11 protein-coding genes are annotated in these 12952 nt (G+C 69.0%); 7 read left to right on the forward strand and 4 right to left on the reverse strand.

Annotated features, from left to right (window positions below):
* Positions 1-30 precede the first annotated feature (30 nt).
* Positions 31-477 (forward strand): MarR family winged helix-turn-helix transcriptional regulator, encoded by a 447-nt coding sequence (locus ACIBGM_RS13360; RefSeq protein WP_360527020.1) that lies wholly within the window; start codon positions 31-33, stop codon positions 475-477.
* Positions 478-479: 2 nt separating this feature from the next.
* On the opposite strand, the gene ACIBGM_RS13365 is transcribed toward ACIBGM_RS13360, so the two are convergent.
* Positions 480-623, reverse strand: coding sequence for a hypothetical protein (locus ACIBGM_RS13365; RefSeq protein ID WP_360527023.1), 144 nt, complete (start codon positions 621-623; stop codon positions 480-482).
* Between the two features lie 248 nt (positions 624-871).
* Here ACIBGM_RS13365 and acs point away from each other — a divergent pair, with 248 nt between their 5' ends.
* The 5 genes from acs (at position 872) to ACIBGM_RS13390 (ending at position 6119) form a co-directional block, all read left to right on the forward strand.
* A complete protein-coding gene (acs, locus tag ACIBGM_RS13370; protein ID WP_360527264.1) occupies positions 872-2806 on the forward strand; it encodes an acetate--CoA ligase in 1935 nt (644 codons plus the stop codon).
* A gap of 702 nt (positions 2807-3508) precedes the next feature.
* Positions 3509-4471, forward strand: coding sequence for a GlxA family transcriptional regulator (locus tag ACIBGM_RS13375; RefSeq protein ID WP_360527026.1), 963 nt, complete (start codon positions 3509-3511; stop codon positions 4469-4471).
* Between the two features lie 14 nt (positions 4472-4485).
* Positions 4486-5121: a DJ-1/PfpI family protein gene (locus ACIBGM_RS13380; protein ID WP_360527029.1), complete on the forward strand. Its 636-nt coding sequence runs from the start codon at positions 4486-4488 to the stop codon at positions 5119-5121.
* A 15-nt stretch (positions 5122-5136) separates the two neighbouring features.
* Positions 5137-5577, forward strand: coding sequence for a hypothetical protein (locus tag ACIBGM_RS13385; protein ID WP_360527032.1), 441 nt, complete (start codon positions 5137-5139; stop codon positions 5575-5577).
* Positions 5578-5702: 125 nt separating this feature from the next.
* On the forward strand, positions 5703-6119 hold the full coding sequence (locus ACIBGM_RS13390) for a MarR family transcriptional regulator (protein WP_360527035.1): 417 nt from the start codon (positions 5703-5705) through the stop codon (positions 6117-6119).
* 28 nt (positions 6120-6147) lie between these two features.
* Here ACIBGM_RS13390 and ACIBGM_RS13395 read toward each other — a convergent pair whose 3' ends face one another.
* Positions 6148-7062: a superoxide dismutase gene (locus tag ACIBGM_RS13395; RefSeq protein ID WP_360527038.1), complete on the reverse strand. Its 915-nt coding sequence runs from the start codon at positions 7060-7062 to the stop codon at positions 6148-6150.
* A gap of 97 nt (positions 7063-7159) precedes the next feature.
* Between ACIBGM_RS13395 and ACIBGM_RS13400 the strand changes: the two genes are divergently transcribed.
* Complete coding sequence (locus ACIBGM_RS13400) at positions 7160-8224, forward strand: ArsR/SmtB family transcription factor (RefSeq protein ID WP_396385601.1); 1065 nt, start codon at positions 7160-7162, stop codon at positions 8222-8224.
* A gap of 207 nt (positions 8225-8431) precedes the next feature.
* Here the strand turns inward: ACIBGM_RS13400 and ACIBGM_RS13405 are convergent, their stop codons facing one another.
* The gene (locus ACIBGM_RS13405) at positions 8432-8824 is read right to left on the reverse strand and encodes a hypothetical protein (protein WP_360527048.1); all 393 of its coding nucleotides are present in this window, start codon (positions 8822-8824) and stop codon (positions 8432-8434) included.
* 264 nt (positions 8825-9088) lie between these two features.
* A complete protein-coding gene (locus ACIBGM_RS13410) occupies positions 9089-12694 on the reverse strand; it encodes a discoidin domain-containing protein (RefSeq protein WP_360527051.1) in 3606 nt (1201 codons plus the stop codon).
* Positions 12695-12952: the final 258 nt, after the last annotated feature.

A 12952-nucleotide genomic window follows, 5' to 3' on the forward strand; every position in this document is an offset into this window, starting at 1 on the left:
GTAGGTTCGGCCAACGGTAGACTGCCGATCGTGGACAAGCAGACGCCGACCGTACTGATGCAGACCCCCAGCTGGCTGCTGACCCAGAGCGCGGCGCACGCGGGCCGGATCGTGAGCGAGGCCTTCGCCAAGGCCGGCGCGCGGGGATACCACTTCCGCCTGCTGGCGACCCTGGTCGAGTTCGGCCCGGCCAGTCAGGCCACGCTCAGCCGGCACACCGGCATCGACCGCAGCGACGTGGTTGCCGCTCTCAACGAGCTGACCGCCGGTGGGTACGTCGACCGCACACCGGACCCGGCGGACGCCCGCCGCAACGTGATCACCCTGACGGCCGCGGGCCGCCGCCAGCACAAGCGCCTCACGACCCTGGTCGCCCAGGCCCAGGACGAGATCTTCGCCCCGCTCACCCCCACCGACCGGGCCCGCCTGACCACCCTCCTCACCCGCCTCCTGGCCCACCACCAGGCCGGCGACTGAGGTCACCAGACCGGCAGCTGAGCCCGCACAGCCTTCTGGGTACGGCGGACGCGGTACTCGCGGGCATGGACGCGCCGCTTCGCCGCCCGGGAGATCTTCCGCCGGGAGTGGTCCGCCGTCTCGGCCGGCTGCTGACCCGTCTGCATCGCGTTCACATCTCTACCGATGCACGGCCGGGCCGATCGGTTCCGTCGTACGGTGGAAATGTGCCGTTCGGCCGAAAATCCGCTCTGTTGAGCGCAGATCGGGTGCTGCTGGGCGATACGGCGGTTCCGCGCCGCGGGCCGCATTGGTAGAAAGGGGACCGGGCGCTCCAGCGCGCCGAAGCTAGCGAGGAGGAGTCCGCGACGTGACGAATGCAGAGTCACCCCAATCCGAGGCCCTGTCGAACCTGATGCACGAGGAGCGCAGGTTCGAGCCGCCCGCCGACCTGGCCGCGAACGCCAACCTCAAGGCCGACGCCTACGAGCAGGCCGCGGCCGACTTCGAGGGGTTCTGGGCCGAGCAGGCCAAGCGGCTGACCTGGGCGGTCGAGCCGACCCAGACGCTGGACTGGAGCAACCCGCCGTTCGCGAAGTGGTACGCCGACGGCAAGCTGAACGCGGCCTACAACTGCGTCGACCGGCACGTCGAGAACGGCCTCGGCGACAAGATCGCCTACTACTTCGAAGGTGAGCCGGGGGACACCCGCGAGATCACCTACGCCCAGCTCAAGGACGAGGTGAGCAAGGCGGCCAACGCGCTGCTCGAGCTCGGCGTCCAGGCCGGCGACCGGGTCGCGATCTACATGCCGATGATCCCCGAGACCGTGGTCGCGATGCTCGCCTGCGCCCGGGTCGGCGCCCCGCACACGGTCGTGTTCGGCGGCTTCTCCGCGGACGCGCTCAAGGGCCGGATCCAGGACTGCGACGCGCGCGTCGTGATCACCTCCGACGGCGGCTACCGCCGTGGCGCCCCGGCCGCGCTGAAGCCGGCCGTCGACGCTGCGCTCGAGGAGTGCCCCGACGTACGGAACGTCCTGGTGGTCCGCCGTACCGGGCAGGACACCACCATCGTCGAGGGCCGCGACCTGTGGTGGGACGACTTCGTCGGCAAGCAGTCGGCCGAGCACACTCCGGAGGCGTTCGATGCCGAGCACCCGCTGTACGTGATGTACACCTCCGGTACGACGGGCAAGCCGAAGGGCATCCTGCACACCACCGGCGGCTACCTCGTCGGGACGGCGTACTCCCAGTGGGGGGTGTTCGACCTCAAGGCCGACACGGACGTCTACTGGACCGCCGCCGACATCGGCTGGGTCACCGGCCACAGCTACATCGTGTACGGCGCCCTCGCGAACGCGACCACCTCCGTCCTGTACGAAGGCACCCCGGACACGCCGCACCAGGGCCGCTGGTGGGAGATCGTGCAGAAGTACAAGGTGTCGATCCTGTACTGCGCGCCGACCGCGATCCGGACCTTCATGAAGTGGGGCGCGGACATCCCGGCCAAGTTCGACCTGTCCTCGCTGCGCGTCATCGGGTCGGTCGGCGAGCCGATCAACCCGGAGGCGTACGTCTGGTACCGGGAGAACATCGGCGGCAACAACGCGCCGGTCGTCGACACCTGGTGGCAGACCGAGACCGGCATGCACATGATCTCGCCACTGCCCGGCGTGACCGCGGGCAAGCCCGGCGCCGCGATGAAGGCGATCCCGGGAGTCAGCGTCGACGTCGTCGACGACGCGGGCAACTCGGTGCCGGACGGCTCGGGTGGTTACCTCGTGATCACGAAGCCGTGGCCGGCGATGCTGCGCACGCTGTGGGGCGACGACCAGCGGTTCGTCGACACCTACTGGTCCCGCTGGCCGGGCGTGTACTTCGCCGGCGACGGCGCCAAGAAGGACGAGGACGGCGACCTGTGGCTGCTCGGCCGGGTCGACGACGTGATGAACGTGTCCGGCCACCGGCTGTCCACCACCGAGATCGAGTCCGCGCTCGTCTCGCACCCGAAGGTCGCCGAAGCCGCGGTCGTCGGCGCCTCGGACCCGACCACGGGCCAGGCGATCGCCGCCTTCGTGATCCTGCGCTCCGAGGCCGGCGACGGCGGACCGGATGTCGTCCAGGAGCTCCGCAACCACGTCGCCAAGGAAATCGGCCCGATCGCCAAGCCGCGCCAGATCATGGTCGTCGCCGAGCTCCCGAAGACCCGCTCCGGCAAGATCATGCGCCGGCTCCTCCGCGACGTCGCCGAAAACCGCGAGGTAGGCGACGTCACCACCCTCGCCGACTCCACCGTCATGGACCTGATCAAGTCCAACCTGGAATCCGGCAAGGCCGACGAGGACTGATCTCTCCAGCACGTGAGCCCCCGGGAACTGTCTCCCGGGGGCTCACGCATCTACTACGCGTGTATATCCCACGCGTGCTACGCAGGAGCTCCTTCGTCGCCCCCGCTACGCCCGCTCCTACCCACCCTTGGCTCTGCCGGCTACCACCGTCCCAGCGGGCTGCCGCCCGCAACCTCCGGGCTATCGCCCGGGATCTCCGGGCTGTCGCCCGGGAACTGCTGGGCTTTCGCCCAGGTCTTGCGTGCTGCCGCCCGCAACTTCCGGGCTGCCGCCCGGGAACTGCGGCGGTGCAGCCGTCGAGATGCTCGCCTCAGCAACTCACGTAGCTGCCGCTGGCCTTCGGCGGGCTGCCGCCCGCAAACCTCCGCGCTGTCGCGCGGGAGTGGCTGGGCTTTCGCCTAGGTCCTGCGTGCTGTCACCTACGATCTCCGGGCTCCGCCCGGGAACTGCGGTGGTGCGGTCGTCTGGGGGCTCGCCTCAACCAGTCACGTGGCTGCCGGCGGCGTCCGGCGGGTTGTCGGCCGGGACATGCGGGGATGCGGTTTGTGTGAGTGCTCGCGTCGTACCTGCTCACATTTCTGGATTGGTCCGACCGCGTGGGCGCACCGTCGTACCGCATGTGCTTTTGCCTGTGGCAACCATGGCGTGATTTGTGGGGTGTGTGGCGTGGACGTCATCGCCAAGCGGGCGCAAGGTGGAGGTATGGGACCTGGAGTGGTGACGTTCGTCATCTTCGACGGGTATCAGACGCTCGACCTGGTGGGGCCGTATGACGTGTTCGCCGAGGCCGGGTACGAGTGTGTGATCGTGGCGTCGGAGCCCGGTCCTGTGCGGTCGAACATGGGGCTGCCGGTGCTCGCCGACCTCGGGATCGCGGACGTCGACCCGCAAACCGTCGGCACGCTGGTCGTCGTCGGGGGAAGCGGTGTGCACGATGCCTGCCAGGACCAGCGTCTCGTCGAATGGATCGCGGCCGCGACCGCCGACGCGACGCGGGTGACGTCGGTCTGTAGCGGCGCGTTCCTGCTCGCCGAAGCGGGGTCGCTGAACGGCCGCCGCGTCACCACGCACTGGAGTGAGGCGGCGAAGCTGGCCCGTGAGTATCCGGCGGTCGACGTGGACCCCGACCCGATCTTCATCCGGGACGGCGAGCTGTGGACCTCCGCCGGCGTGACCGCCGGGATGGATCTGGCGCTCGCGCTCGTCGAGGCCGATCTCGGGCGGGACGCGGCGCTCGAGGTCGCGCGCGATCTCGTTCTGTACCTGCGCCGCCCCGGAAGCCAGTCGCAGTTCAGCCTGCCGCTCTGGTCCACCCAGCCGTCGAGCGACGTACTGCGCAAGGTCGTCGACGCCATCCACACCGACCCCGGCGGTCGCCACAGCATCGCCGACCTCGCGGACGTGGCGGGGTTGAGCCCGCGTCACCTGCAACGACGGTTCACCCAGGAGATCGGCGTACCTCCGGCCCTGTACGTCGAGCGCGCCCGGATCGAGGCTGCGCAACGTGCCCTCGCGGAGCTCGACGACTCGGTCGAGAGCATCGCCCGCCGGTACGGGTTCGGCACCGCCGAGACCCTCCGCCGCTCGTTCCACCGGATCGTCGGCATCGCCCCGTCCGACTACCGCGACCGCTTCCGCACCGCCTACGACAACCGCCCCCACTGACCGAGGAGTCAGTCATGCAGATAGCCATCGCCCTCTTCCCCAAGGTCACCATCCTGGACGCCATCGGCCCGTACCAGGTCTTCGGCGCGATGCCCGGCGCCGACGTTGTCGTGTGCGCGGCGCAACGCGGCCGGCTCAGCGACGCCGGTGGCCGGTTGCACTTCGACATCGAGCACACCTTCGACGACGTGCCGACTCCCGACGTACTCCTGGTCCCGGGCGGCAACATCACCCGCCAGATGGCACGCGAAGGCGATCCGATCGTCGACTGGATCCGCTCGGCCCACGAGCACACCACCTACACGACCTCTGTCTGCACAGGCGCCCTGTTGCTCGGGGCGGCAGGCCTGCTACGCGGGCTGCGAGCAACCACCCACTGGGTCGCGTACGACGAACTCCGCAAGTACGGCGCGGAGCCCACAGAGCAACGCGTGGTGTTCCAGGACAAGATCGTCACCGGCGCCGGGGTCTCGGCCGGAATCGACCTGGCACTCGAGGTCGTCGCGAAGCTGACCCGGCCAGAAGACGCGCAGGCTGCCCAGCTCCGGCTCGAGTACGACCCGCAGCCGCCGTACGACACCGGCTCGCCTTCCAAGGCACCGCAGCACATCAAGGACATGATGGACGGTCTCGTCGCGCAGTGGCGGTGATCTAGGCTGCCGGGCATGACTTCTGTCGTCGCGATCGTGCATGCGGGGCTGGCGGCGGCTTGGGTGGGTGGGATGGCCTACTCGCTGTTCGTGGTGCGGCCGAAGCTGGCGAAGTACTTCGGGCCGGACGCGGATGCCCGCGAGGCGCTGACCACGGTGATTGCCTCAGGCAACCGGTGGAAGGTGGTCGGGCTGATCGCGGCGATCGCAGCCACCGGCGGTCTGCTTCTCGCGCTCGAGCAGGAACAGTGGTGGATCCACGCGCTGAAAGGCGTTCTGCTGCTCGTCGCGAGCGTGATCTTCTGGTACGTCTCCTGGCGCCACTGGCCGCGTCGGGTCTTCGCCACCGCCGCCGAACTGCCCACCCTCCAGCGCCGCCTCGTGCAACTGGCCGGCACCATGCTCGTCCTCACCGGGACCGCGTTCGCCCTCGGAGTCCTCGCCGTACACACCTGACCTTCGTCACGGACACATCCGTCGTCGTCACGTCTGCTCGCTACGGCGCCGGATTGGCAGGCCGGACCTAGGAGATCGGTCGGACGTGTGCCAGGATGGCGCTTCCTTCGGAGGAGGTGATCGCGATGGCACATGAGACTCTGCAACTCCTGGTCAGCATGCACCGGATCGTCCGGCACCTGCGCCGGAGTCGTACCACCACGGTCCTGCACCCGACCCAGTTCCTCGCGCTGATGCTGATCGCCGACGAGCAACCGATCCGGATCGGCGAGATCGCGACCCGCGTTCCGTGCTCACAGCCGACCGCGACCACCACGGTCGCCGCTCTGGAGGACGCGGGCCTGGTCCGCCGTGAGCAGGACCCGGTCGACGGCCGCGCGACCGCGGTCGTGCTCACGAAGGCCGGCGCGGAGATGGTCGAGGCCTCCGGACGGCAGGCCGCCGACGAGCTCGGCAAGCTGCTCCGCCGCCTCGACGACGCCGACCGCGACCTGGTGCTCCGCGCCGGCGTCGTCCTCGCCCGCATCGCCGACGACCTCTGACTCAGCGGTTCCGTTCCTCAGCGTCCATCTACCGCAGTCCTGGTACGACGGACACCGTGTACGGCGGAATGCCCGGAGCGACATCCAGTTGGCTGTTGACCCAGAGCAACCGACCGCGGTCGCGGGCAATGGTGGTCGGGGTCGCGCCAGGTGCTCCGGGCTCCGAGTCGGCGACGATGGTGGCCTTGGTCAGGTCTCGGTCGAGTACGGCGAGCCTCGCGACGTACTTGCCTCCGCCGGCGTTGTAGACGGCGTACAGGCGGTGCCCCTCGAGCAGGTAGCCGTCGCCGGACAGGATGCCGTTGCTGACTTCCAGCGTGCTGACCTGCTTCGTGTGGAGGTCGATGCGGTAGGTGACGTCCTGGCCCTGCTCGCCGACCAGGAGGGTCTTTCCGTCGGTGACGATGCCGTTGAGGAAGTACGGCGTGGGCTGGATCTTGTCGCGGGTGAGCCAGGGCTCGAGCTCGCCCAAGCCGTGGCGGGTGAGCGGGGCGCGCCAGATCTGGTTGTGGGCCGAGTCGGTGACGTAGACCGCGTCGCCGGCGAACGTGAAGTCGTTGAGGAACGAGCCGTCTGCGGCCTTGCGTACGGCGAGGAGTTTGCCGGTCGCGTCGTACAGGAAGAGCTTGGAGGTGCTCGCACCGGCGACGAGGACGCGACCCCAGCGGTCGACGTGGACGCCGGTGGCGGAGGTCCGGCCGTCCTTGCCTGCGGGGAGGAAGGGCTTGAGGCGGGGGTTGCGGGTGCTGCCGCGGTACACGGCGCCGGTGCCGACGCTGGTCACGTAGATCATGCCGTCGCGGGTGACCTCGATGCCTTCGAGCGTCTCACCGGGCGTGGTGGAGACGACGTACTCGGTCGGGCGTTGAGGTACGGCGTGGGCGGCGGCGGGCTGGGTGGACGCGGCGAGGGCGAGGACCGTGAGGGCTGCCAGGAGCTTCATCGGGTCAGACTGCGGTTTGCGGCGTGGGAGCGGCGACCGGATTCGGTCAGAACCGAAGAGGTCGGCGTGGTGGCCCCCGGCTGGGCACAATCGGTGGATGATCCGGATCCACTTCACCGCGGCGGACCTCGGCCGGGTGACGTTTCCGGCCGACCCGGAGCCGCTGTGGGAAGCAGCGCTCGCGGCTCGGGCGCTGCGCGCGCGGGCGTTGGGGTCGGGCGGTCGCGCGCTCGGCGATCGGGTCGTCGGAGACCTGGCGGTGCCGCCGGTCGCTCGGCGCTGGCGGCGCGAGGCGGGCCGGCGGCTCCGGCCGTCGATGCGGCCGCTCTTCAAGCTGATCGCTCCGGCTGGGCAGTTCCCCGACTTCCTCACGCCTGAGGTGCCGGCGCCGGGTCTCGAGCCGGCCGTCGAGACGCTGATGAACACGCCGGCTTCCGTCGTTCACGACGAGCTGGCGCCGTGGCTTCCGCCGGAGGTCGACGAGTTCATGGCAGGCCTGCTCGCGGGCCGGGCCGGATCACGGCGGGCGCTCGGCAACGCCGTACGCGACTTTCACACCGAAGTACTCGCGCCGTCGTCGAGCGAACTCGAATTCCGGTACGCCGCGGACCTCGCCCTCAGATCGCGCACGCTGCTGCACGGCGGGGTCGACGCTCTGCTCGAGTCACTCCACCCCGACGTCGAGTGGTCCACTCCGATCCTGACCACCTACGGCCTCACCGCCGGTCCAGTGCTCGACATCCACCTGAACGGCCGCGGCCTGCAGCTCTACCCGTCACCCCTGACCGCCGAGTGCCTGGCCCTAGACGCACCTGATCGCCGCCCGGTCCTCGTCTACCCCTGCGCCGACCACGCGACGGACGACCTCCCCGACACCGACGCCCTCGCCGACCTCCTGGGCCGAACCCGAGCCACCGTCCTCCGAGCCCTGACGCATTCAGCCACCACCACCCAACTCTCCCGCCGCACCGGCATCTCCCTGCCCAGCACCTCAGACCACACCCGAATTCTCCGCAACGCCGGCCTGATCACCACCCACCGAACCAACGGCACCGCCCTCCACTCCCAAACCCCCACCGCCCACCACCTGCTAACCGGGGCAACCCGGGGCATCACGGGGCAGATCCCCAAAACGCCAGCAATCACTGCCGACAACCGGTAACGTTGGTCTTGCCGGGGGACAAGAGTCCCTCGGAAGTGGACCCGGCAGCCCTCCGGACGGTGGACGAGCCGGGTCTCGCGCTGTTCAGAGCTCTTGCATCTGGCAGAACGGCGCAACCGCGCGCCGCCACGCGCCACCTCGCATCCAACTCCACGCCACCGCATCCGGCACCCACAGCAACGGATCCGCCTTGGCGACCAGCACGTCCTAGCGGAGAGTCTCGTGGCAGCCGAAGCGGTGCGCAGCCTCTCGTAGGCACCGCCAGTCGTGGTCGAACGTCGACTCCTCACGCTCGAACACAAGGCGCTCGGCGGACGCTGCGCTGTCCCGAACGATGGCTTCGAGGCACGCACGGCGAGCACCGTGGTCGTTCCGCTCGGCTCGGTAGATGTCCACCAGCAGGTGGAAGTCGGTGATTGCGCTGAGGATCTTCTTCCGGCGCCGATCGCTCTCGTGCCGGAAATGCAGTCGCTCCTGCCCAGGCAGCAGAAGCGCGCGTAGTGCCTTGCGGTTCACGGCGACATCGTCTGACGGGCACCGTGCGGCGGCCATCAGGAATCCTCGGGACTTGGTTTCGTCGACGAACACGTGGATCGGCATTTCCCCGCCCTGTTGAGTGGCAAGGTTCGACCTTGGCACGTGGGCAGGCGGGGAAACCGCTGTAACACCGGGGCATCGTGGGGCAGCTCGGGGCAGATCGCGAAAGCGGCAGACAATGCCTCTGGAAACCCGCTACGTTTGTGAGGCCTCGGGATAAGAATCCCTTGGAAGTTGGCCCGGCAGCTCACCGGACGGTGGACGAGCTGGGTTGGCGTCCTCGGTCAGGGGCCGCCGTGAGGATGCTCTGGCGGCCCCTGAGTGAGGTCAGTTCTGGGTGAGGGTGAAGGTTGTGGTGGGGTTGTGGATGTTGGTGTGGTTGTTGGTGAGGGTCAGGTTGGTGAAGGTGGCGGTGCCTCGGGCGGGGCCTTCGCCTGGTTCGGGGAGTTCGTTGGCCCAGATGCCGTAGCCGGACTTGGCGTCGAAGGCGTCGCCGGACTTCTGGGCTCCTGAGATGGTCGTGTTGGTGAAGACCGTGTCCGCCACCGGGAACAGCGGCTGCCCGCCCACATAGTCGGTTTGGAACATGATTCCGGAGTACGTCGGATCGACGATGTCCAGATCATTCACCCGAATTCCCTGGAAGATCTTCGTGGCCGAGTAGATCCACAACGCGGGGAATGTCTGATTACCCCAGAAATGCCCGCCCGCGCGCACCAGGCTGACATTCTCGAACCGGGTCGGCGGCGTCGCGCCGAAACCGTTCATCGGGATTCCGAAGTCCAGCGACGAGATCGTCACCCCCGGATAGGTGAGCATGTCCGCGGCGTACAGGTTCCGGAACACGTTGTTCGTCCCGCCGTACACCGCGAACCCGGCCGCCCGCCACGTCAGCGTCGCGGTCAGGTTCTCGAACACGTTGTCGCGGACCTCGCCGCCGCCGGAGTCGGTGGCGTTGAAGAGCGCGAAACTGTCGTCACCGGTGGCCCGGGCGTCGTTGTTGCTGACCAGGTTGCCGCCCGACCCGTTCGTCATGTTGATGCCGTCGGCAAACATGTTCCGGATCCGCGAGTTCCGGATCGTCGACGAGTCGGTGTTCGCGCCCCAGTACAGGCAGACCATGTGCTCGACCCAGATGTTGTCGATCGTCATGTTCGCGGTGTTGGCGAAGTCGAACACCTTCCCCGGCCCGTCGATCCGGGACGTGTAGTTGCCGAAGTACGCGAACCCCGTGAACGTCGACCCGTTCGCCGACGCCTCGCTCCGGAACCCGACATCGGTGTTGTCCTGTCCGGCCGGAGCATGGAACCGCGTGTACCAAGGCCCGGCTCCGACCACCCGGACCGCCTTGCCGTACACCTGGAACTTCGACGACGTCTGGTAGTCACCCGGCGGCAGGTACACACCCTGCAGCGCGCTGTTCTGCCGCACCTGGTCGAGCGCGTTCTGCACGTCCTGGTGCGTGAACCCGGCCGGCGTCACGTATCCCGTGCCCGGGTTGGCGACCGGCGCGACCTCCTCGGTGTCGATGAAGTCGAACGTGTACGTCGTACTGTTCGCCGGATCCTTCTGCAGCTTGATAGTCGTACCCGCCGGGTAGCTGGCGTCGAGCATCAACTGAGCTTCGTCGTAGATGTGCCGGGCCGGTCCGGAGCCGGGCGAGTTGTTCGGGCTCGCCTCCGCGCCGTACAGCCAGGCGTACCGCGAGGTCAGCGGCAACGCCTTGTGGAAGGTGCCGTTCACGTACACGTTCACGGTCGAGTTGATCCCGCCGCCACCGGCCGCGTCCGGGATGGAGAACCGGGTGACGAGCGTGTTGGTCCGTGCCCGGGTGGTGAACTCGACGTACGAGCCGTTCGAGTTCAACGTGACCGCCCGCCGGCCGGACGCCTCGCCGGCCAGGTCGCCGATCGTCCGGTTCGGCCCGACCACGACCGCACCGCCACCGACGGAGGCGTCCTCAGCCTCCAGATGGTCGTACGGCATGTTCGCTCCACGGCCCACGAAGAACGGCCGCTCGCTGGTGTTGTTCGCCCGCTTCACCGGCAACTCGTTGGCGTCGTCCGCCAGTACGACGCGCACCGAGTAGCGACCATTGGCCGCCGTCCAGTTGCCCAACGCAACCGCCGACGTCGTCGCACCGGCCGCGATTGCGCCGTTGTGCGACCCGGTCAGCGTCGCCACGACCGTGCTGCCGTTCAGGATCGTCAGCGTGATGCCGTGCGCAGCGGACGCCGACGCCACACTGCCCTGGTTCTTCAGAGCGACAGAGAAGGCGACGCTGTTCCCCGCCGACGGGTTGTTCGGCGTCCAGTTGACCGCTGCCGCCACCAGGTCGGAGCTCGCGACCGGGGTGACCACCAGCGGACCGGCCGCGTTCGCGGTGTTGTTCGCGTCGTTCTGCTCGATGATCGTGTTCGACTCGTCGACCTTCGCGCTCAACGCGTAGCTTCCGGCGTCTCGCGTGCCGAGCGAGGCGCTGACCGTGGCCGACGCTCCGGCCGCGAGTGCTCCGACGGCCGCCGTACCGACCTTGGTCTGGCCGAGGTAGAAGTTCACCTCGGTCGCCGCGGATCCCGCCGTACCGGAGTTGCCAACCGTCGCCCGCACGGTGATCGCATCCGTCTCCACGGGCGAGGTGGGCGTCCAGGAGACGCCGGACACCGTGAGGTCCGGGTTCGGCGCCGGCACGCCCATCACCTGGAACTCGGCGACCTGCCCGGCCGGTGCGCCGGTGTTGGCGGTGAAGTTCAGCCGTACGTCGGCCACCCGCGCGCTGACCGGGATCGTCACGCTGTTCCCGCTACCCGGAGCGAAGTCGTACGACGCACTCGGCACGATCGTCGTGAAGGTCGACGCCCCCTGCTCCCGGCCGAGAATGGACAACGTCTGCGTCCGTGCGCCCCAGACCGGATCCGGGTTCAGCCGGATGACGACCGAGTTGAGATCCGCGTTCGCGCCGAGCGCGGTCGTGAGTGTCGCCGGGTTGGCGTTGCCCTCCCAGTACGTCGTCACGTCGTCGTCATTGGCGTTGGTCGCGACGAAGGTGTGCACGGCCCCGGACGCGGTGATCGGTTTGCCGAGGGCGAGGTTGCTGCCCGGACCAGAGCTGCCGCCACGGGTAACCGTGTTGCTGTTCGCCGACTGGTTGCCAGCGGCATCTTTCGCGCGGACGAAGTACGAGACCGACACGCTGGCCGGCTGGTTGTCGGTGTAGGTGAGGACGTTACCGGCCAGGCTGGTCCGCAGCTCGCCGTTGGCGTAGACGTCGTACCCGGTGACGCCGACGTTGTCGCTCGACGCGGCCCAGGTCAGCCGGATCTGGCCGGCGGCGGGCTCGGTGAAGGCCAGGCTGCCCGGGGCGGTGGGAGCCTGGGTGTCGCCGGTCGCGGGTCCGTAGACCTCGAGCTCGGACAGCTGCCCGGCCGGCCAGCCGGTGTTCGCGGTGATCCGGATCCGCACGTACCGCGTGGTCGCGGTGCCGTAGTCGATCGTCACGGTGTTGCCCGGCGGGTTGAACGCGCGGGGCGCGGAGGCGGAGAGGTCGGTGAAGTTCTGCCCGTCGGTGCTGCCCTGGACGGCGAGGGTCTGGGTTCGCGCGTCCCAGTTCGCGGTCGGCAGCTTGAGCACGACCTGGTTGGTGGCGACTGTCGAGCCGAGGTCCACCTGCACCCACTGTGGGAAGGCGTTGTTGGCGCTCTCCCAGTAGGTGCTCTGGTTGCCGTCGGACACGTTCGACGCGACGTAGGTCTGGGTGACGCTGCTGGCCGAGGCGCTCTTGCCGGCGGCGAGGTTGGGTCCGGCCTGTACGGCGGCCGTCGCGGAGTCCGCCGGTGTCGCGCGGACGAGCGGGCCGGCCGACAGCGCGAGGCTGGCGGCCAGCAGAGCGGCGAGTACCCGCCCCGCTGAATGTCGGGACTGCGGAAGCCTCATGGCCTCTCCTGGGTGGGCGGGTGAGAGTGGCCGACGCGCACGTTCAAAACTTGCGATGAGTTGCCAATTTCTTGCGCGAGGCTGCCTCATTGTTACGGCAGCCCAAACCCAGCGTCAACGGTTCGCGACGCCTGGAAAACAGTCGGGGGGGGGGTGGCGGGGGGAAACCCCGGGGCCGCCCCCCGCCCGCGGGTGGGGACCCCGGGGCCCGCCCCCGGGGGGGGGTGGGGTTTGGGGGGGCCGGCCCCCCCCCCCCGC

Source organism: Kribbella sp. NPDC050470 (assembly GCF_044458365.1).
Lineage (GTDB): Bacteria > Actinomycetota > Actinomycetes > Propionibacteriales > Kribbellaceae > Kribbella.